This window comes from Paenibacillus castaneae, assembly GCF_002884445.1.
GTDB lineage: Bacteria > Bacillota > Bacilli > Paenibacillales > Paenibacillaceae > Pristimantibacillus > Pristimantibacillus castaneae.
The window spans coordinates 3,020,730-3,042,828 of sequence record NZ_KZ614144.1 but is presented as its reverse complement, the minus strand read 5'-3'; the positions used below and the strand labels follow the sequence as shown (position 1 = coordinate 3,042,828).

Genomic DNA, 22,099 nt, shown 5'->3' with positions numbered 1-22,099 from the left:
ATTTAATAAAGTAGCAATCAGGTTCCGCAAAAGGTTTGGTAAGGACGGCTTGATAACGCAGGCAATGTAGTATAATCAGCTTGTTCTGTAGAGTGCGCATACGGGGTCGATAGAGCATGAAGAAGCCGCTTCATCACGCTGTAGTCTCCTTGCTTAACCGCGGCATCTAGTGCTTCCTCCACCCGGTGATTGCGCGGAATTAGCGCGGGATTGCTGCTGCGCATCAGCTGGTGAGAGGAATCTCTTGATTCCTGCTGCCTGTCTAATCTCGACTGCCACAGCTCGTGCCACTGAGCAAATTCCGCGGCACCAAACAGCTCCGTATCCTGACACTGATCAAAAGTTAATGCGCGAAAGGTATTCGTATAGTCCGCTCGATACTTCTCCATCATAGTGAGCAGGCTTTTGACGAGGGATTCATCCTCTAGCTCTTCGTTAAAGATTCCCAGTTTCTCCCTCATACCCGCGAGCCAATTACGATCATACAATTCGGTAAATTCTGAAAGTGCATCCTCGGCCAGTTTAATCGCCTGTTCCTCGTCATCATGCAGCAGCGGCAAGAGCGTTTCAGCAAATCTCGTGAGATTCCATCCCGCAATATGCGGCTGATTGCCATAGGCATAGCGCCCTTGGACGTCAATGGAACTGAATACCGTTGCTGGGTTATAGACATCCATAAATGCACAAGGACCATAATCAATCGTTTCTCCGCTGATAGACATGTTGTCTGTGTTCATCACTCCATGAATAAAGCCGACGAGCTGCCATTTGGCAATCAGTCCAGCTTGACGCTTGATTACTTCCTGAAGCAGGGAAAGATAGCGGTTCTCATCAGCTTCCATTTCTGAATAATGCCTCTGTATTGTGTAATCTGCCAGAGCCCGAATGTTCTCCTCCATTCCCCATCTTGCCGCGAATTGAAAAGTACCCACGCGAATATGACTAGCAGCCACCCGGGTCAGAATCGCACCAGGCAGCTCGGTTTCACGGATTAATGACTCACCGGTTGTTACTACAGCTAAGCTGCGCGTGGTAGCAATACCTAGCGCATGCATAGCTTCACTGATGATATATTCGCGCAGCATCGGTCCAAGTGCTGCTCGACCATCTCCACCGCGGGAGTATGGCGTTCGACCTGAACCTTTAAGCTGAATATCAACTCGCTCACCCGATGGTGTAATTTGTTCACCCAGCAGCACAGCCCGGCCGTCCCCTAGCATATTGAAATGCCCGAATTGATGCCCTGCATAAGCTTGGGCAAGAGGCAAAGCATCTTCAGGAATCAGGTTTCCAGCAAATACCTCGACCCCATCATCGTTTCGTAGTGCTTCAGCGTTCAAACCTAGTGATGCAGCTAAGCTGTCATTTAGAATGATCAATTTCGGTGAACGTACAGGGGTTGGACCCTGCTTTGTAAAGAAGGAATCCGGAAGACGCGAATAGCTGTTGTCAAAGTTCCATCCTTTATCATTTAATGCTTTTGTCTCTGTCATTATATCTCCTTCAATCTTTTGTCATTTTATAAAAAAAGCATAGGCATTAAAATATTTTAAGTTCTTTATCACATAAGACAGCCCATTTAGTGTTTGCTTTTGCCAATTAATTATACTCTTTTCCCATAGAGAACGTGCACTTTATTCTAACTGATAAATACTCTGCTGATAGTTGAACTCGTTATATAATGAGCATGTTTTCAATAAATTCTACCTATGATAAACTAGATTTGTAACAATTTACAATAATGTTACTCAACTAACAGAGCAGAATAGTTATAGAAGAAATTTATTGAAGGGTGCGGGGAATTATGGGTTCAAGAATTATGCACTTGCTTATTGCTAATAGAATTGCAGAGTGTTTATCGATAGAAGATCGAACAGCATTTTTACTTGGAAGCATTGCTCCAGATGCTGTTTCACCAAAAGAGCTATCACATTTCTTTAAAGGTGAAGTACGAGATTATTCAAGATACATTGATTATAAAGGATTTTTACATAAATATCGTTCACAGGTAGAAAGTCATTATATATTAGGATATTTTACACATTTAATCGCTGATGATATATGGCTGAAAGGTTTTAATCTTCCTTGGTTGAAAAACAGAATGGAAGCTAATAATGAATTATATCAGTTATCCCATAATGATTTCAGATTGCTGAATGGAAAATTATTAGAACACTATGGTTTTACAGATCAGTTGAGAACAATGCTCAGATGTCTTCCCGAAATCTTTGATTTGCAAGAGGTGAAGTCCAAGGATGTTGAAGAATTCATTCCTTTTGTATTAGGCGACATGGAATACGATAAGGAAGTGCTAAATGAGAAACTTAATGTTTTTACGTTTGATCAGATCGTTGGTTATATCGAGACATCAGTTGATTTGGGCTTATTGCATGTAAAACCTATACTTGCTTAATATATTTGTATGGGGAACCATGTACATTCCACTAGTTCTAAAAAGGAAATTTATGTACAACATAATTAAATACATTCGTAAATCCAATATTTTCTGAAACCGCCTTCGAAGGCTTATTTGACTCCATGCAATCCCAATAAGCAACGATCCCCTTCTCTAAACACTCTTTCACAACATAGTGGGCTATTTTTAGAGCTAATCTATTACCTTGATGAGTTTCTAATGTTTCTATGTCCATACAGTGCACATTTCCAGCTACAAATCCTGAATAACATACACTTACAATACTATTGTCGTAAACAACACAATAACCAATCCCTTTATTAAAGAAACTCTCGGGTGAAGACCAAAACCCTAATATTTTGGAATGTAAAAATTCAATGTTTTCAAGTGAGTTATCATTGTTTATATAAAGAGCTTCATTTATTTTTAAAATAGTATAATCTGGTTTAATCGAAGGCTCTGCGTTACTCTTATAATTACTTTTTTCCAACTTATATACTTTTTGATTCCATGTTTCCACTTGACGATGTTCAAATATTTTTTCGAAAGTTTTATTCCATCTTTGATGATTGCCAATGCCAATAAAACAGTTTAATTGCAGCTTCTTTGCTTCCGGAATAATTACATGATCTATAATATTGTTAATTTCATCATTAAACCTATTATTTTGTTCATCGCCAATAAAGAAAAACCCATCATTATTACCTAACCAAATAAGCCCCGTTGCAGGTGAATCGCTATTGTCTACGAATACCCGGCCAGGATTAACTCCTTCAATGACTGCTTTCACTTCTAAATGTCCTTGCTCATTTAATAAACCTCTGCACTTATAAAAATCTTTTGGATCTAATTCAGAAATCAATAGGATTCACCCTTTCCACTCAATCATAATCCAACATAACAAGCCATTCTTCTAATTCAGAAATCATATCAGCATAACGTCTAATAGCGTTTATAGTTCCCGTTACTTGTTCGGTTCCCATCTTCTGTTCTTCTTCATCTGTACATTCAATCCATAATGACCTTTTCAAACTATATTCCAGCCACCCTAATTTGCCTAAAAAACCATTATTTAATACCATTCTCCAATTCGCTTGTACATTTCCGTATCTTTTTGTATATCCAGCTATTAAAGCCAAAAATCTTTCTTTGTCAATATTTCCTCCTTCCTCTTCAGACCAGTAAATAGCAGTTTCAGTCATGTCTTGCATTGGATTAATATAGCCAGCTGATTCCCAATCAATAAGAATAGGATTGTCTTGGTTCCACAAAATGTTTTTCGGATCTAAATCCCTATGACTAATAACCATATCGGATGCAAGCCGTTTTGCTGATTCATTCGCCTTTGTATTCCATTCATAAAGCTTATCGATATGATCAAACAGTAGATTAACCCAGTCACAATTATTTTCTTTTCCTTTTTGCAAATAGTCATTCCAATCTGTTAGCTGATCGTTATATGACCATTCATTAATGATGCCTAAATCTGAAAAGTCCGTCTTATGTATTTCCGCAAGAAAAGTACCTATTTTTTTACAGTGGGTTTTATTGATTTCATTAGGCTTAAGACTTTGACCGTCTACCCAATCGAATATAAGATAAAACTGATTATCTAATTGTTGAATAGTCGAGCCACGATAACTCTTAGCTGGATGAGCAGGAATCTTATCGGCTAAAAAAGCAACAATCTGTTCTGATTGGATGAAATTGTTCATGGCCGCAGGTCTAAGCATGATTTGAGGGTTTAATGCTTTTATCGCATATTTCCCTTGAGTAGTTTGGATAGCATACATTCTGTGTAAAAAACCGCCTACCAGTTGTGCAGGCTCGTTGACTAACTCACCTAGCTGCAAACTATGACATAATTTTTCAAATTGCAAATTATATTGAATATCACTCATTTTGTTACTCCTCATTTTGTATATATAAATTATTTAACGTCATAAACAATATCCCCTTAAATGAAAACGTAAAGAACATTAATTTCCACAGCTATGTAATTAAATTATACTCCATCTATCTACAAGGATATGGTTAACGTTAGCTATAACTGAAAAATACCCTCCTACTTCTTTATTGAGCTATCAGCCCTATTTTTTAACTGATTTCTTAATAATGTGATTCCAATGATTTATTTTGAATACGCTCCACAGAAAGGTGTAAATGTTCTTTCTATGACCTTGAATAAGATGTTACTTAACTAAAAAAATCCGCTTAAAAAAAGCGGATATCAATGTACGTATGTTTGAACCTATTCAAAAAAAACAGAAGGATATTCAACAACTCCTGAAACCTTATCGAGCGAATTTTCTTGCAGCTCTAATGCCATAAATACATCATCTGTCACATCAAAAGGTGCCCTTATTCCCCATGAAGATGCACGTTTGAAGCCGAATTTCGGATAATATTGTGGATGTCCGAGTACCACAACAGAGTGGTATCCAAGTTCTTTAGCTATTCGTAATGCTTCGAGAATCAACAGTCTTCCTATTCCTTTTCTTTGGTAATGGGGTAATACAGAAACAGGAGCAAGAGCAAGTGATTCTGCACTTTGATTGTCATTTATAATTTTTATTGTAGATAAAAGAATATGTCCCACGATTTCGGTACTATCACTATCTTTAGTAATGGCTACTAAAGATAATTCAGGGATGAAAGTGTCGGATTTTCTAATTCGAGATACTAATTCATGTTCTGCTTGATCACTGAACTCCATATTAGCAAATGCATTCTTTACTACTTCTTCGGTGGTTTTATAATCATCAAATCGTTCTTGTCTGATTGTAATTTCCATATTCAACACCTCCTAATTCGTAATTTGCAATTGCTCGAATTTTATCACATAAATGGTTACCCCCAAATATTCACAATAGGGATTACGTTTTCTATTCTTTGTTTGCTTTCTGCAATCCAATCCTTAAACCATTGGTTATCTGAGCTGCTGAATGATTCATCCCCGTCCCAGTTTCTAAACGAACCAATATATACAATTAATTCTCTCAGTCTTAGAAATAATGGTATTTGTTTAATCCAATACTCATCTAATGAATGCTCCAGAATATAGCCTTTCATAAAGTGATTCATGAATCGGTGGGCTTGTTCCACTCTGAGCTCTTTTCCGTCATCACCGCCAAAAACATAAACAAGATAATACAATTGTATCGCTATATCCTCTACAAACCAACTGTACTGAGCATCATCAAAATCAAAAAGTGTAATTTCTCCCTGTTCATCTACTCTAAAGTTTCCAACATTGATGTCTCCGTGTATAAGCCCATATGAGCTATTATCTTTTGGTAATTCACTTATCGTTTTTAACAATTTGAAGTAACTATTACGAATGCAAACTTGTGATTTTGGAAGCAAATCTATGTTTCGTAGGAACCAATTTTCGCTCCATTCATGTCTTCTGACAATATGATCTTGAGGTTGATACATTTTTGACAAATGATGCAGTTTCCCATTCAACCGACCTAACTGCTCATACAGAGTATGATCCTGTAAACACTCCGGGTACTCGCTCCTTCTTCCTCTAGCCTTTTCAAAAGAAACACAGGTATAGTAACCATCTGGAAATTGTATCTGCTCTGTCAATTGACCGTTCCTCGAGAGAATAGGTTTTGAAACTGAAATGCCCTTACTTACCAGAAATCTAATCCAATCCAGCTCACTCTGGACTAGACATTCTGGCCGATTTTCACTTGGAGTTAATCTCAGAATAAAAGCATTTCCATCCTTTGTATACTCGTAGACAATGTTCTGACTTCCTCCAATATAAGAGGCTTGGCTGCTGCTAATGCCAAAAAGTTTTGCTGCACTCTCAAGCATCTCATTGTTTAAAGAGAGCCTACTTTTCATATATTATACCTCCACTGTTTTAGATAAAAGATGAGATGGAGGCAGGGAATACAAATAGCCCAAGAATTTGACGAGAAGTACCCCATCTATTGCTTAGGCATACGCTTATTAATGGGCAAAGAAGTCCCCGTACCACTAATTTGGGCATACAAAAGCCTCCATCTCATTAGTTGATAAAAACGCAAAATGAAATAAACCCTAATTTCGGGATAAAAAATCATATGCGTCTTATTTCCTCTACTAAATGAAACGAAAGCCCGGTGACATACTTAAGCCTCTTTTCGAATTGAAATATTATGAATATGGTACGATCTTATCCAGATGTTGGGTAATTGTCAACTCATTTACCTTACCATAGTTCATGGTACATTCGACTACTCACAATAAGTGCTCAACACATCCAATGTCATCTAAAATAAAAATACCACCCTCGCAACGTACTTTTGTTATTGAACACTCTTTGATTAAATAACTTTGCTCCGCTATAATATTCGGGTTTTTCCTTCTTAATTCTTCATCGGAGATTACATTCACCAAGAAATCAGTTATCAACCCACCATGGGTGAGAATGATGATAGTATCCTGTGGATTTTCATTTGCCAATTCTAATAAACACGTAGATAAACGCTCACCTGCCATTCTCGCCGAATCACCTACTGGAGGTATAAAGTCACGATCAGTTGTGCATCGCTCCCACATCTGAACAAATGCCTCAAATGTTTGTCCAGGTATGTCTCCCCAGTTGGCACGCTCACGCAAACGAATATCCTCTGAAATAGCTGCGTTTGATTTGTTCGCAATGATTAAGGCTGTTTCTCTTGCCCTTTTAAGTGGGCTGCTGACGATCTTCTTTACCGGCAGCAGCCCACTCAAATGCCGTGCCGTCACTTGAGCTTGTAATATGCCATCGGACGATATAGCGACATCTCCAATTCCGTTTTGTTTGTTAGCATGTCTGACTAGATAGAAATTTGTACCCACTACACCAACTCCTTACTCCATTCTAGTTCGGCGTATGTCTAATTAGATATATATCTAATAAAATTATATTGCATCGCAAATTAAAATACTAGAACTTAAATAATGAACTAGCTATTAGTCAATAGTGGCAAGCATTTCTTGCTTGGTTCCGCTACTTAGCTAGCAAGGAATATGAGAACACAACGTCGAATAAGCAAGATAAGCTAGTCACTTCTTTCTTGCTTACTGTAAAAGAGACTAAGCTTTGAGATGAGGGATTTCGTGAGTACAGGTAAAATATTTTCCAACATAATGGTTGGTCTTTTATTCTCTATTTTATGGATATTAATTGGGAGTATTCTTTATATCGATTATCTGTATAACATTGGAATGCAATTCTTACCTTATTTCTTGTGGGGCATTCCCTTTTTAGCAGCTTTATTTAGTGTCATTTTCGCAAAAAAACGTGGTTATAAAATTTCTTTAATCACTTGCTTTGTTGGAAGCATACTTTTCACTTTAATGGTCCCAGTCCTTTTAGAATAAAGCTGCATCCGCTTAACCCATTCAGAAGCGTTCCAGAATAAGATCTGAGTTAACGGAAATTGCTGCTTTATTACCATCGGCAGCTGCAATGATTAAAGAAGTTGGGCCTGATTTCTCCGTTTCACCAGCAATATATATATTTTTTTGTGTTGTACGGCCGGTCCCATCTGTTACAACTACTCCATTTTCTTGAATTTCACATCCTAGCTTTTCAACAAATTGGTTCGGGCGATAAAAAGAAGGCACTACAAACCCACCTGATCTTAAAATCATTTCTCCTGATTCCAATTCAATTTGTTGTAGATAACCGTCATCACCAATTAAGTTTTTTATGGGTTCCATTTTTACAGTTATATTGCGTTTTGTTAGCTCTTTTACTCCATCGCTGGAAAGCTCATTCCCGTTTGTCAAAACTACTAAATCCTTTGACCAGTTATAGACTACTTTCGCCATATGAAGTGCTTGCTCTTCCTTTTCTGCTAAGACAATTAATGGCTTATCCTGCAGCTCCCACCCATCACAATAGGGACAGCTAAAAAGGCTTTTACCATAATAATTTCTTACACTCTGAATAGGAAATACCTCTTGAACACCTGTCGCTAATATTATTTTTTCGAAAAAAAATGATTGTCCATCTACGGTTTTGGCAATAAATCGGTGATCAACTTTAGGTTTGATTATTTCAGTAATGGTGTGATTAAAATAAGATACAGATGGATATTTTTTCACTTCATTTAGCCCTATTTCTTTGAACTCTTGTGGTTTAATCCCATCACGAGTAATGAATCCATGCGATTCATGTGTAACTCTATTCCTATTCGTTCCATCGTCAAATAAGGCAACTTTCCTTCTTGCTCTCCCTAAAGTTAGACAAGAACTTAATCCAGCTGGGCCTGCCCCTACAATAATGCAATCGAAATTATTCATCATTAATCACCCTTTTTATTTAGAATGTATACAACTATTAAGGATCTTTTATATCTTTAATTTTTGTGTAAAAAAGATAACTATACCATTCATACCTGTCCTTCAGATGAACAAGAATGTTCTGTAAATCGTATAGTAGCTTTTACGAATTATTCATCGTTTTCACATCCCAACTATTAAAGAGTTCAGATATCTTTAATATCGATTATAAATTCAAATGTATGGATAGTCAACCAATGCTGTGTAACACGAAAGTTCTGTATTCTGTGAAGCAAAAATAAACCTCAGAAAAATCCGAGGTATATGGTGTGAATAGTTTCTTAAATTATTCGTTTTATTAAAATAATGAAGACTCCTAAGTTTCGGTTTCCAATGTACCGAACCTTTTGGCATTTCTTGCACGAGCACGCTCAATTTCTACCTCTCGATCACGCGGCTCCGCTTGTGTTACGAGGGAATCCAACAATTTCTGAGCTGCCGCTGCTACCTCTTGTATTGCAATATTGAACACCTCTTCATTTGCTTTCGAAGGTGAATGATAGCCCGATAGTTTTCGAACAAATTGGAGTGAAGCTGCTGCAACTTCCTCTTCTGTTGCTGGAGGATCGAAATTAAATAATGTTTTGATATTTCGGCACATCACAATCTTCCTTTCATCATCTATTGGTTACTTTGAAAACAGCACTAATACAATAATGTAATCACCAATGTTTTTCCACAGCTTCTTCACTTGGAGAAAAGCCATTTTTCGAATAAAACGGTACACTGTTACTGCTCGGCCAAAGTATTAGAAATTCGACATTATTGTCTTTTGACCATTCTTCCATAGCAATGTGAATCTTTGTTCCAAAACCTTGGCTTCTGAAGGCAGGACGAGTATAAACATTAGTAACATATCCGTAATAAGGGTCTGGTGATTTACCTGGTCTCGGTACTTTATGAATGAGTTGCAAATACATATGCGACACAATGTTTTTATCCGCTTCTGCAACCCAAATAAACCAATTTCCGCTTTCAATTGCTTTAACCAAGAAACCTCTACAAGTCTGGTGAAACTCCTCAAAGCTAACCGTACTACCGGGATAATCCTCTTCGGAGAAATCCCAACGCATTTGTACAAGCTCATCAACATCGTCTAACGTAGCTAAACGTACACTTGCCATGAATACGCTCCCTTGTTTAAAATATATTCAATTAGAATTTAATTATCGAATCAAACATATTCCTGCTAGTTCATTCATGTAAGGATATTAAAACGAGCAGACTGTGGCAGTCTGCTCAGAAATAGGCATGCTATTTAACTGGGTTAAATATGTACCCTGGTTTGTTATTTCTGTTCAGCAGCCGCATGCTGCTTCATTAAGTTTTCGATATTAATGCCATTAATAACTAAACCAGAAATGTCACACATCTCCAAACGAATATTTTTTAAATTACAATCCGTAAATACGGCTTGCTCTAAGTTACAATTAGTGAATCGCACAGGGGTTTTGTTGAACTCAACATCTGGCTGGCTTGGGTTGCCAAATCCTATGCTTTGAAAGTGTGCGCCGCCCCATTGTGCCCCATCAATCAGAAGCTCAGTCAAATTAGCATCAGAAATATTCAATCCTGTCAAATTAACATCATTCATACTCATTCCACTCAGATTGCAGCATTGAAGTGTGAACTGCTCTGCACAAACATTGTTGAAGTTGGATTGACTAACATTTGAATTAATGACTGACAGAATCTCTTTTTCATTTTCTAATTTCATTTTTTATCACTCCCAAATGTAGATAGATGGACTTTATTCCATTTTAAAACAGTGTCACCAGTCTGTCCATCTTAATGTTGGAGTTGCTCCTATTGCTCGACAGCGAGCTCACCTGTATCGATGTTCTTGATCGTAATTTTGCCATCAACAGTCGATCCATCCTCAAGAACCAGCTTCAGCTTATTGGTTTTCCCCTTCTCCACCAATGATTTCACCTGTGCATCCGTCAAGTTCCGTCCATAGCTTTGCTTCCATATAACAAATTTGCATCCTTCTTTATAATGAGAACAGCCATAGCCTTTTCTCCCCATAAAGATCGAACCGCCGCAGCCAGGACGCGGACAAATTGTTATGACAGTCGGTCCATCGGACGAGGATGAATCCTTGTCTGTACTGCCCTTCACTGCAGCAGCAGACTTTGGCTTCGCCGCCGCAGCTCGGCTGCGTGTAGCTGTAGTCGTTTTGCCGGAAGAACCTCTAGAAGAAGGCGCTGCCTCGCTCTCGAAGGAGGTTTTCGCTGCACGATTTTGAATTCGTACCTTATCTACAATCATCGTTGCGAATTTTTTTACATTTTCCATAAATTGACCATCTGAAGCTGTTCCTCTTGAAATTTCCGTTAAGCGCTTCTCCCATAAACCTGTCATTTCCGGCGAGGTTAGAAGGTCAATTCCAGCTCCTCGGATGAGCTCGATCGCTGTCCGGCCTTTTTGTGTAACAAGTATTTTTTTTCCTTGCATCTCTACATAACCTACGTTTTTCAACCGCTCAATCGTAGCTGCTCGCGTTGCAGGCGTACCCAGACCCGAATCCTTCATAGCATCGCGAAGATCCTCATCTTCAATCTGCTTGCCTGCGCTTTCCATCGCTTTCAACAGCGTTCCCTCCGTATAATGCTTGGGAGGCTGCGTGTCCTTCTCTTTCACTATCGCATCTGTACAAGTAATACCATCATTTGACTGAATAGAGAAAGGCTCGCTTACTTCGATCTCCTCATCCTCAGGCTCGTCCTTATCCTTGCTCTTGGAGGACTTTGACTTTTCCTTCTTCTGGTCAGCATAAATGACCTTCCAGCCTAAGCTAAGCAGCTCCTTCACTGTCGTTTTGAACGTCTCATTCTCCACTTCAGTCAATACCGTATGCACCTTATACTCTGCTGCAGGATAGAATTGTGATAGAAAACGCCTGACGATTAAATCATATAGCTTCTGCTCATCAGGGCTAAGTCCATTTGCCTTTCGATTAGTGGGCAATATGGCGTGATGGTCCTCAACCTTAGTCGGGTTGCATATAAATTTATTTCCCTTGTGAACAAGTCCGCGATTTGCACCTTTAACAAGGTCATCATAAACGGTCCCTTGGAGTGCATTTAACGTTTTGTGCATTTCTGGAATATTTTGCTCCGTTACATAGTTGGAGTTCGTTCTAGGATATGAAATGACCTTATGCTTCTCATAAAGAGCTTGTGCGGTATCCAACGTCTTTTTCGCTGAAAAAGCATACTTTCCATTAGCTTCCCGCTGCAGCAAGGTTAGGTCGTACAGCTTGAAAGGATGCTCCTTCGTTTCTTTAACCTCGTAAGAGGAAATCCGCCCAGCCTTTCCTTTCACTTTAGCTGCTAGCGCCTCCACCTTTGCTTGATCGGTCATGCGCTCACCCTGCCACATACCTCGGTAAGTCATTTCATTTTGTGAGAAATGTCCTTCCAATTCAAAAAACTTCAGGGATGAGAACGCTTCGATCTGCTTCTGTCGATCATAGATTAAGGCAAGCACAGGCGTTTGCACTCTTCCTACGGACAACAGTACATTATGCTTCGTTGTAAAAGCCCGAGATCCATTCATCCCGATCAGCCAGTCCGCTTGACTTCTCGCTGTAGCGGCGCGTGTCAAATTCTCATATTCCGCACCCTCCTTCAGCTCCGCGAATCCTTTGCGAATCGTTTCTGGAGTTAAATCGGATATCCATAGCCGCTTCACCGGCTGATTGAGCTTCAAGTGTCGCTGGATGAGCGAGAAAATATATTGCCCTTCACGTCCGGCATCACAGGAGTTGACAAGCATATTGCTTCGTTTCGCCAAGTCGCTAATGACCTTTAACTGATCAATCGTTTTTTTGTTTGGCACAAGCTTGAATTGGGTCGGAATAATCGGAAGATCATTAATATTCCATTTTTTGTAACGATCATCGTATGCATCCGGCTCCGCTAGCCCGATTAAATGACCGATCGCCCACGTAATAATGTACTGCTCGCCTTCTATGTAGGAACGGTGATTTTTTGCTTTGGGATCTATTGCGGCTGCTATATTTCGTCCCATATCGGGTTTTTCCGCAATGATGAGTGTCTTCAAAAGATTATCGCTCCTTCAATAGCCATTTGCATGCGTTTTCGGCTTATAGTTTACCTTTACTTCAATAGCCTCTACGCTCGAAAAAAGTAACGTCTACCTAACATTCTACAGACTTCTTCGTCAAAATGGAACCTTTACGCTAATCGCATCACATGAATTTCACTAAAAAACCCAACAGGAAGCTTGTCCTGTCGGGCTTAGGTCATTATTTAATTTCCTTTATAATTGCGGTGAAAATGGAGCGAACACCATCTGACCATTTCGGATCCTCTGCATATTTGCGGTTAATCCATGTGAAAGGATCTGTATCCGCTGGTCTATCCTTACTTAAATTGAAAACCGTTCGCGCGGCTATTTCTGCCGATTGTTCAATCGTCGTATTGAATTCTTGCCAGCTATGAAAAACATTAAATGGATTATTCGCGATTTGTAAGTGCTGCTTGTTTGTCTTCGGTACGAAGGCTTGTTCTTGGCCCGTAATTGCAAACAACAAGGCGGGATGAATATCAAATTGCTGAGCAGCAGCTACAATAGCATCGAAATAAGGTTTATCTGCCAAAATGGATGATTTGGTATCCAAAAAATGCTTAAGCTTGGATTCGTCGATATTATGGAAACGAAGCTCGGCTGGCAAACCATCAACAGGCACAACGATAGGTTGAAACGGTTTCGCTGCCGCTGGCGGTTGAAGCACTTGAGGAGCAGGCTTCGTTAGCGACCAACCATATAATAATGATGCGCCGATAAGAAATAAACATAAAATGCTATACATGAACGCTCTAGCTCGCAGCCCGCGTATGAAACCGGTCTGCGGCGGCGCAGATAAAGGAATAATCTCGGCAGTAGTCAAAGGAATGGTGTCCCCAAGCACCTGAATACCTTCCGCCTTCAAAAGACTCTCGAGATCTCCCCAGCGGCTTCGGCCGTCACCAGCCAAGGATTGCTCATTATCCGCGAGCTTGTCCAATAGACGCCGCATGACGGTCTTCTCGCAGCTGATTCGAAGCTGCTCTTCCATCCATTCATGAAAGGGATCATAAATAGCAGCGTTAGACCTGTCCATATCCAAGCATGCTTCAAAAATATCATCAGCACGAACCGGTCTTTGATGCTCCATGACCGCAGTGCGAATGAGAATCGACGTTATAGATCGTTTGATGTTGTCCGCGAAATTCGGCAATTGCTTATGTATGATTCGATTAACGGCATCCGCAACAATTTCAGCACGCTTCTCTTGCGGCATTGCTGCATATTTATGCTGGACATAGCTGCGAATGTTTCGAACGTCCCTCGGTGATAGAACGTATGCTTCTTCGGCTGGCATGACGAATCACCCCTTTTGCGTCATCTCAAACCGATTTTACCACAACTTTCCTTATTCAGGCGAGCTTGTTTTTCTAATTTCCGATTGGATATCCGAATGTCTAATAAATTGCTCATTTCTGCGTTCTATAAGAGGTTGAAAGGATACAAATTTCAGTACCATTATTCGATCTAATCCATATTTGATCATGCCATGTTGTCCCCCATTCTAAGTTTTGCAACCCATTTTCGGATTGCTAAGAATTATGTGCCCGCTCAGCAAGAAAAGCGCCTCAAAGGCGCTTCTCTCCATGCTTATTCAGCTAATTCCATACAACCATTAACTAAAGTGTTTATGGAAGCATTGATGTTCCCATCAAGTATTTATCTACTTCACGCGCAGCCTCGCGGCCTTCATTAATGGCCCAAACGACCAAGCTTTGTCCGCGGCGCATATCGCCTGCAGCGAACACTTTATCAACATTCGTTGTATATTTGCCGTAAGTCGCCTTCACATTCGTCCGACGATCCTGGGCAAGGCCAAGCTGATCGATCAGCGTTGTCTCAGGACCTTCAAAGCCGACTGCAATAAATACAAGATCAGCAGGCCAAACCTTTTCCGTCCCTGGTATTTCACTGTATATTTTGCGGCCCGTCTCATCGACTGTACGTTTAATTTGAACGGTGTGCAGCTCTTTTAAGTTGCCATTCTCATCACCAACAAATTTTTTAGTCAGAACAGAGAATGCACGTGGGTCTTCACCGAACAACGCCTTTGCTTCTTCTTGTGCATAATCAAGCGTATATACATTCGGGAACTGAGGCCAAGGATTATTCAAGCTGTCACGCTCAAGCGGGGCTTTAGCATGTGTGCCGAATTGAGTAACGGATTTACACCCGTGACGCAACGCTGTAGCCACACAATCTGTACCGGTATCCCCGCCGCCGATTACGATAACATCCTTATCCTTCGCAGAGATGTATTGGCCATCTTCTAGGTTGGAATCCAGATAGCTCTTAATCGTGCCATTCAAATAGTCCATTGCCAGATGAACGCCTTTCAAATCACGGCCCTCGATTTCAACTTCACGCGCTCTTGTCGAACCGCCGCAAAGCACTACAGCATCAAAATTTTGTACCAATTCATTAGCCGTAATATCTTTGCCGATTTCAGTATTCACGATGAATTCAACGCCCTCTGCAGCCATTAAATCGACTCGGCGCTGCACGACATGCTTCTCCAGCTTCATCGTTGGAATCCCGTAAGTTAGAAGACCGCCGATCCGATCGGCACGTTCATATACCGTTACGGTATGTCCAGCCTTGTTTAACTGCGCGGCAGTCGCCATTCCTGCTGGCCCCGAACCAACAACCGCAATACGCTTTCCAGTACGCATCTTCGGCGGCTGTGGTACGACCCAGCCTTCGTCGAAGCCGCGGTCAATAATGGCTTGTTCAATCGTTTTAATGGTAACGGCGTCGCCAATCAATCCAACGGTGCATGAACCCTCGCATGGAGCAGGACACACGCGTCCGGTAAATTCGGGGAAATTATTTGTTTTATGCAAACGATCTAATGCTTCACGCCATAACCCGCGATAAATCAGGTTGTTCCACTCTGGAATAAGATTATTAACGGGACAGCCCGATACGGAGCCAGCTAGCTCAATTCCGGTATGGCAGTAAGGCGTACCGCAATCCATGCAGCGAGCGCCCTGAGTTTTTAGCTGTTCGTCCGAAAAATGCTTATGAAATTCTTGCCAATCTTTAATACGCTCCAGCGGGTCGCGATCGGCCGGCAATTCGCGTTGATATTCCATAAATCCAGTAGGTGTAGACATGATCGCAATTCCTCCATCCATATTTCCCGTAACCATTTAATGATCTATATCAAAACTATATCGGGATTTTATTCATTGTTCAATAACAAACATTTGCTAATCCAAAGCTTCCTTACACCCATCGCTTGATTACTATTTTACAATATCCTAGCATTCTAGCGCTTATGTCGTTAATGGATTATCCGTACAATCTTTTGTACTATGTTACATATCGTTCGTTAGAAAATGAATTCGAGCCCGTTTGTTCGTTAGATCTTCTTTTTAAAGGTTTGAAATATAAAAGAGTACGCATTCTTCTCATCACTTGCTCTGCTCTCGCTATCGACCATTTCCCAGTCAGACTCAGAGAACGGCGGGAAGAATGCATCGCCTCCCACAATTTCGGTATCCACTTCGGTTAATAGCAGAGTATCCGCGAATGGCAGCATTTGTGCATAAATATCTGCACCGCCTATGACCATAAGCTCCTGGTCCTTCGATAATTGTAGTGCCTGCTCTAATGTATGCACGATTTCGCAGCCCTCGGGCTTATAGTCCTGCTGTCTAGTCAAAATGACATTCCTACGATCCTTGAGCGGCTTAGGAAGCGACTCGAAGGTTTTCCGTCCCATAAGAACCGTCTTGCCCAGCGTATGTTTTGTAAAATAAGCCATCTCAGCAGGCAAGCGCCACGGCAGATTGTTTCCGATTCCAATCGTCCGGTTCCGGTCCATAGCTGCAATAAATGTAATGGACATCTAAAATCACTCCTCTCCAAAATGTATATCTGTCTACACTGCAACAGGCGCTTTGATGCCGGGATGCGGCGCATACTGCTCAATCGCGAGATCGGCAACTTCAAAGTCAAATATAGACTTTTTATCAGCGTTTAGCTTGAGCTGTGGCAAAGCTTTCGGCTCACGGCTAAGCTGAATATTAATTTGATCTAAATGATTTGTATAAATATGTGCATCTCCAAGCGTGTGAATGAATTCACCAACCTCTAAACCGCACTCATGCGCAACCATATGCGTTAGAAGCGCATAACTGGCTATATTGAAAGGAATGCCCAGAAAGATATCAGCACTTCGTTGATAGAGCTGACAGGAAAGCTTGCCGTTCGTTACATAAAACTGAAACATCGTGTGACAAGGCGGCAAGGCCATATTTGGCACATCCTCCGGATTCCATGCCGATACGATCAGCCTTCTTGAATCAGGATTGCACTTAATTGTTTCGATAACATCCTTCAATTGATCTATGGTGTCTCCCTGTGTCGTTTTCCACTGGCGCCATTGTTTGCCGTACACATCACCTAGTTCCCCGTATTCTGCGGCAAACTCATCACCGCTTAAAATCCGCTGCTTGAATAATTCCATCTGCTCATCGTATACAGCTTGAAAGGCCTCGTCTGTTTGTGATCGAAGACCGAAATTCGTCATATCAGGGCCCGTATAGGAAGCGCTCTCTACCCATCTCTTGAATGCCCATTCATTCCATATATTGTTATTATGCTCAAGAAGAAAGCGAATATTTGTATCGCCTTGAATAAACCATATTAATTCGCTGGCAATTAAGCGGAACGGTACTCGCTTTGTTGTCAGAAGCGGAAAGCCTTCATTTAAATTAAATCGCATTTGATAACCGAATGTCGAAATCGTACCGGTACCTGTTCGATCTTCCTTTTTTGTACCATTCTCTAATACATATTTCAACAATTGCAAATAGGACTGTTCATTATTGCTCATTCCGATATGCCCCCTTGTTATGATACAGAACATCATGAAAATAACAATTAATTATATCATTTTCCTCCTGCTCTGTCCTGTTTCCTTTTTTTTCTTAGCTCATGCCGTTCAGGCGCTGATGCGTGAAGTTTTAATTCTTCCTCCGTCTCCGGCAGTACAGTTGGAACTTGTGCAGGCCTCCCATTATCCCCCAGAGCAACAAAGGTGAAAAATGCCGTTACCGTCGTTTTACGTTCCCCGCTCATTAAGTTTTCAGACTGAACCGATACGTAAATTTCCATAGAGCTCCGCTGCGTCCATGTAACAAAAGCTTCAACCTCGATCACTTCTCCCACCCTAATTGGAGCCAAGAAGTCAAGGCTGTCCGTAGAGGCCGTCACAACCTGCATTCGGGCATGCCTCATTGCTGCGATAGCTGCAACTTTATCCATATACTCCATCAGCTTGCCGCCAAACATCGTATCATAATGATTCGTATCAAGCGGGAAAATGAGCTGAGTCATCAAAGTTCTGGATTCTTTAGCGCGCTTTGTTATTTGCTCCATCCGGTCATCACTCCTCTATAGTTATGTGCGTAAGGGTCCCATGAAGCGAAAAGAGGCCCCGTCGGCTGGGTAAGCCGCGTGACCTCTAGTGTAGCTAAAGTATATTTATCATTTATTTAATAAATGTGTGGATTGGGTGGCCTAACGCAACTTCTGCTGCGTCAAGAACGATCTCGCCAAGTGTAGGATGCGCATGAATCGTAAGTGCGATATCCTCAAGCGTTGCGCCCATTTCGATTGCAAGAGCAAGCTCAGCAATCATATTGGAAGCTTCAAGACCGATAATTTGTGCGCCCAATACAAGACCTGATTCGGCATCGGACACGAGTTTAACAAAGCCTTCGTTAGCATTTAGCGACATAGCGCGTCCGTTGATTGCGAACGGGAATTTGCCAACCTTAACGTTATGGCCTTTGTCCTTCGCTTCCTTCTCGCTATATCCAACGCTTGCGCATTCTGGATCGGAGAAGCAAACAGCTGGAACACATTTGTAATCAATAATGCTAGTTAGACCAGAAATTGCTTCTGCGGCAATACGGCCTTCGTACATTGCTTTATGAGCAAGTGCAGGTCCAGCAATAATATCGCCAATGGCATAAATATGCGGGATGTTCGTACGGCATTGCTCATCAACCTCAACAAGGCCGCGGTCGGACATCTTAACATTAATAAGGTCAAGACCAAGTTCGCCATCGGTATTCGGACGACGTCCAACTGTTACCAGCAAGTAATCGGCTGTTACTTTCTCTTCTTTGTCGCCAACTGTATAAGTTACTGTTACGTCTTTATCCGTTTGCTCAGCGCCTTTTGCTTGTGCGCCAGTAATGATATCAACGTTAGTGTTTTTCAGTTTCTTAGCAACAATGGAAGACATATCTTTGTCGAAGCCTGGCAGAATTGCGTCAGAGCCTTCGATTACCGTTACTTTTGTTCCGAATTTGGAATACATTTGACCAAGCTCGATACCGATATAGCCGCCGCCGATTACGACAAGGCTTTTTGGAATTTCAGGCAAGGACAATGCGCCAGTTGACGAAACGATACGTCCGCTGAAAGGGAAAGCTTTAAGCTCGATCGGACGTGAGCCCGTTGCGATAATACAGTTTTTGAAACGGTAGCGCGGTGCTTCTTGATCATTGAAAACACGAGCTTCGGTTTCGTTGATGAACATCACTTCGCCTTGGAAATATTCGACTTTGTTTGCTTTCAACAAGGAAGCAACGCCACCAGTCAACTTCTTGACGATTCCGTTTTTAAATTGTTGTACTTTCGTGAAATCAACCTTCGCCTCGCCCACTTCGATACCGAATGCGGAAGCGTGGCTGATTGATTCATATTGATGAGATGCAGAGATTAGAGCTTTCGATGGAATACAGCCTACGTTTAAGCATACGCCGCCAACATGTTCTTTATCCACGATAAGCACTTTTTGACCAAGTTGAGCCGCACGAATAGCTGCGACATAACCGCCAGGACCCGCACCAATAATTAGAGTGTCAATATCTAGGGAAGCATCACCTACAACCATGTCTTATACCTCCATTATGAACAATTCCGGCTGACCCAGAAGTGTTTTGATGTAATTCATAAAGTTTTGTGCAGTTGCGCCGTCGATTAGACGGTGATCAAAGCTAAGTGAAAGAGCCATAACTGGAGCTGCAACGATTTCGCCGTTACGGATAATCGCTTTCTCCGTAATTCTGCCTGTACCAAGAATAGCAACCTCAGGGAAGTTGATTACTGGCGTGAAGAACATACCGCCTGCAGAACCGATATTTGAAATGGTAATCGTGCTGCCTTTGAGCTCGCTGCCCGAAAGCTTGCCATCACGTCCGCGAACAGCTAGGTCACGAATAGAATCGGCAATCTTGAACAGGTTTTTGCGATCTGCATCTTCGATAACAGGAACAATCAGTCCGTTATCTGTATCGGTAGCAATACCAATGTTGTAATATTTGCGCAATACAATTTCTTGATTGGTTTCGTCAAGCGTTGCGTTCATAATTGGGAACTCACGGCAAGCAGCTACGAGTGCTTTAACGATGAACGGCAAATACGTAAGCTTGGAGCCTTTTTTCTCAGCGTAAGGCTTATATTTCGCACGAAGCGCAACGAGCTCCGTTACATCAACTTCATCCATAATCGTTACATGCGGTGCAGTATAAACCGATTTGGACATCGCATTTGCAATAATTTTGCGAATGCCTTTGAAAGGTACACGCTCTTCTGGACGATAAGGGGTACCAGAAGCTGTAGGTGCAGGCTTAGCTTCGCTTGCGCCTTGCGCTGCGACTGCTGCATTGTCTTGCGTTTCAACAGCTGCTGTTGCGCCAGCTTCTGCTGCTGCCGGAGCACCGCCAAAGCCGTTTACATCATCACGAGTGATGCGGCCGTTTTTGCCTGTGCCGCCTACTTGTGTAAGATCAACGCCCTTCTCGCGAGCAAATTTACGCACGCTAGGCGTTGCAAGAACAAGACCGCCTGCTGCTTTAGGAGCAGCGGCTGCAGCTGGTGCTGCTGTCTCTGCCTTAGGAGCCGCTGGTGCTTCTGGAGCCGCAGCTGGTTTCGCTGGAGCCTCTTCCTTCGGTGCTTCAACCGCAGGCGCAGATTGCTCTGGCAATTCTCCTTCTGCATCAATGATCGCAACTACCTCGCCAACATGGCAGACTTGTCCGTCCTTCACAAGAACTTCAAGCACTTTGCCGTTTACTGGACATGGTACTTCAACGATCGCTTTGTCGTTTTGAACTTCCATAATAATATCATCATCTGTAACCGCGTCGCCGACTTTGATATGCACTTTAATAATTTCGCCTTCGTGCAAACCTTCGCCGAGCTCCGGGAAACGATATTCGAATTTAGCCATCGCTAGTTAACCTCCTTTAAAAGTTCAGTACTTTTTGAACCGCTGCCGATACACGAGCTACTGAAGGAAGCCACGCGTCCTCAACTTGAGCAAACGGATAAACCGTATCCGGACCAGCAACGCGAAGAACTGGCGCTTCTAAGTGCAGGATTGCTTTTTCATTGATTTGTGCAATAATTTCAGCTGCAGCGCCGGACGTTTTTTGTGCTTCTTGAACAACAATCGCTCTGTTTGTTTTTTGGATCGAAGCAACGATTGTATCGATATCAAGCGGCAGCAATGTGCGCAAATCGATAACCTCTGCACTCACGCCTGTTTTCTCAAGCTCTTCTGCAGCCTTAACAGCCGTATGAACCATCATGCCGTAAGAAATGATCGTAACGTCTGTACCTTCACGCACAATGTTAGCTTTGCCGATCTCAACGGTGTATTCGCCCTCAGGCACATCCGCCTTGAATGCACGGTAAAGATTGAGATGCTCCATGAAAAATACAGGATCATTATCACGAATTGCCGAAATCATCAAACCTTTGGCATCGTAAGGATTGGAAGGGATAACCACTTTAATACCTGGCGTTTGAATAGCCAGACCTTCAAGTGAATCCGTATGAAGCTCAGCTGCTTTCACACCGCCGCCGAATGGCGTACGGAATACGATTGGCGAGTTATAGCGTCCGCCGGAGCGGTAACGCATACGAGCTGCTTGGACAAACATTTGGTCTAGTGCTTCATATATGAAACCTACGAATTGAATTTCTGCAATTGGACGGAAGCCTTGCAGGCCCATCCCTACTGCCATACCCGCAAGTGCCGATTCAGCAAGCGGTGTATCAAATACGCGGTCTTCTCCAAACTCATTTTGCAAACCTTCAGTCACACGGAAAACACCGCCGACTTTACCTACGTCCTCACCGAAGATGACAACGTTCGAATCACGTTTAAGTTCTACACGCATCGCATCGCGAATTGCTTCCAACATATTCATTTGAGCCATGATCGTCTGT

The 22,099-nt window shown here is 41.8% G+C and carries 21 protein-coding genes; 1 reads left to right on the top strand and 20 read right to left on the bottom strand.

Annotation, left to right across the window (positions count from 1 at the left end):
• Positions 1-17: 17 nt before the first annotated feature.
• On the bottom strand, positions 18-1,493 hold the full coding sequence (locus tag CEF13_RS13455; protein ID WP_102711164.1) for a protein adenylyltransferase SelO: 1,476 nt from the start codon (positions 1,491-1,493) through the stop codon (positions 18-20).
• A gap of 311 nt (positions 1,494-1,804) precedes the next feature.
• On the opposite strand from CEF13_RS13455, the gene CEF13_RS13450 reads away from it, so the two are divergent.
• Positions 1,805-2,413: a zinc dependent phospholipase C family protein gene (locus CEF13_RS13450; RefSeq protein WP_102711163.1), complete on the top strand. Its 609-nt coding sequence runs from the start codon at positions 1,805-1,807 to the stop codon at positions 2,411-2,413.
• Positions 2,414-2,450: 37 nt separating this feature from the next.
• Here the strand turns inward: CEF13_RS13450 and CEF13_RS13445 are convergent, their stop codons facing one another.
• From CEF13_RS13445 to CEF13_RS13355, 19 genes are all read right to left on the bottom strand, one after another.
• Positions 2,451-3,278 carry a GNAT family N-acetyltransferase gene (locus tag CEF13_RS13445; protein ID WP_102711162.1) on the bottom strand — a complete coding sequence of 276 codons (828 nt, stop codon included), beginning with the start codon at positions 3,276-3,278 and terminating at the stop codon, positions 2,451-2,453.
• 19 nt (positions 3,279-3,297) lie between these two features.
• Positions 3,298-4,317, bottom strand: coding sequence for a phosphotransferase (locus CEF13_RS13440; RefSeq protein WP_102711161.1), 1,020 nt, complete (start codon positions 4,315-4,317; stop codon positions 3,298-3,300).
• Between the two features lie 350 nt (positions 4,318-4,667).
• On the bottom strand, positions 4,668-5,210 hold the full coding sequence (locus tag CEF13_RS13435) for a GNAT family N-acetyltransferase (RefSeq protein WP_102711160.1): 543 nt from the start codon (positions 5,208-5,210) through the stop codon (positions 4,668-4,670).
• Between the two features lie 56 nt (positions 5,211-5,266).
• Complete coding sequence (locus CEF13_RS13430) at positions 5,267-6,274, bottom strand: phosphotransferase enzyme family protein (RefSeq protein ID WP_102711159.1); 1,008 nt, start codon at positions 6,272-6,274, stop codon at positions 5,267-5,269.
• Between the two features lie 378 nt (positions 6,275-6,652).
• On the bottom strand, positions 6,653-7,255 hold the full coding sequence (locus CEF13_RS13425) for a histidine phosphatase family protein (RefSeq protein ID WP_102711158.1): 603 nt from the start codon (positions 7,253-7,255) through the stop codon (positions 6,653-6,655).
• Between the two features lie 546 nt (positions 7,256-7,801).
• On the bottom strand, positions 7,802-8,707 hold the full coding sequence (locus CEF13_RS13415; protein WP_102711156.1) for an NAD(P)/FAD-dependent oxidoreductase: 906 nt from the start codon (positions 8,705-8,707) through the stop codon (positions 7,802-7,804).
• A gap of 355 nt (positions 8,708-9,062) precedes the next feature.
• Positions 9,063-9,347 (bottom strand): DUF2277 domain-containing protein, encoded by a 285-nt coding sequence (locus CEF13_RS13410; RefSeq protein WP_102711155.1) that lies wholly within the window; start codon positions 9,345-9,347, stop codon positions 9,063-9,065.
• A gap of 61 nt (positions 9,348-9,408) precedes the next feature.
• Positions 9,409-9,870 (bottom strand): GNAT family N-acetyltransferase, encoded by a 462-nt coding sequence (locus CEF13_RS13405; RefSeq protein WP_102711154.1) that lies wholly within the window; start codon positions 9,868-9,870, stop codon positions 9,409-9,411.
• A 164-nt stretch (positions 9,871-10,034) separates the two neighbouring features.
• Positions 10,035-10,463: a pentapeptide repeat-containing protein gene (locus CEF13_RS13400; protein ID WP_102711153.1), complete on the bottom strand. Its 429-nt coding sequence runs from the start codon at positions 10,461-10,463 to the stop codon at positions 10,035-10,037.
• A gap of 89 nt (positions 10,464-10,552) precedes the next feature.
• Complete coding sequence (locus CEF13_RS13395; protein WP_102711152.1) at positions 10,553-12,814, bottom strand: type IA DNA topoisomerase; 2,262 nt, start codon at positions 12,812-12,814, stop codon at positions 10,553-10,555.
• Between the two features lie 205 nt (positions 12,815-13,019).
• On the bottom strand, positions 13,020-14,138 hold the full coding sequence (locus CEF13_RS13390) for a lysozyme family protein (RefSeq protein WP_102711151.1): 1,119 nt from the start codon (positions 14,136-14,138) through the stop codon (positions 13,020-13,022).
• A 51-nt stretch (positions 14,139-14,189) separates the two neighbouring features.
• Positions 14,190-14,327 (bottom strand): hypothetical protein, encoded by a 138-nt coding sequence (locus tag CEF13_RS28795; RefSeq protein ID WP_166742781.1) that lies wholly within the window; start codon positions 14,325-14,327, stop codon positions 14,190-14,192.
• A gap of 142 nt (positions 14,328-14,469) precedes the next feature.
• Entirely contained in the window at positions 14,470-15,957 is a 1,488-nt protein-coding gene (locus CEF13_RS13385; RefSeq protein ID WP_102711150.1) for a glutamate synthase subunit beta, read from the bottom strand.
• Between the two features lie 248 nt (positions 15,958-16,205).
• Complete coding sequence (locus CEF13_RS13380) at positions 16,206-16,694, bottom strand: dihydrofolate reductase (protein ID WP_102711149.1); 489 nt, start codon at positions 16,692-16,694, stop codon at positions 16,206-16,208.
• Between the two features lie 33 nt (positions 16,695-16,727).
• On the bottom strand, positions 16,728-17,684 hold the full coding sequence (locus CEF13_RS13375) for a thymidylate synthase (protein WP_102711148.1): 957 nt from the start codon (positions 17,682-17,684) through the stop codon (positions 16,728-16,730).
• A gap of 56 nt (positions 17,685-17,740) precedes the next feature.
• Positions 17,741-18,229, bottom strand: a complete 489-nt coding sequence (locus CEF13_RS13370; protein WP_102711147.1) for an acyl-CoA thioesterase — start codon at positions 18,227-18,229, stop codon at positions 17,741-17,743.
• Between the two features lie 112 nt (positions 18,230-18,341).
• Positions 18,342-19,757, bottom strand: a complete 1,416-nt coding sequence (gene lpdA / locus CEF13_RS13365) for a dihydrolipoyl dehydrogenase (protein ID WP_102711146.1) — start codon at positions 19,755-19,757, stop codon at positions 18,342-18,344.
• 3 nt (positions 19,758-19,760) lie between these two features.
• A complete protein-coding gene (locus CEF13_RS13360) occupies positions 19,761-21,095 on the bottom strand; it encodes a dihydrolipoamide acetyltransferase family protein (RefSeq protein ID WP_102711145.1) in 1,335 nt (444 codons plus the stop codon).
• 16 nt (positions 21,096-21,111) lie between these two features.
• Positions 21,112-22,089: an alpha-ketoacid dehydrogenase subunit beta gene (locus tag CEF13_RS13355; RefSeq protein ID WP_102711144.1), complete on the bottom strand. Its 978-nt coding sequence runs from the start codon at positions 22,087-22,089 to the stop codon at positions 21,112-21,114.
• Between the last annotated feature and the right edge of the window lie 10 nt (positions 22,090-22,099).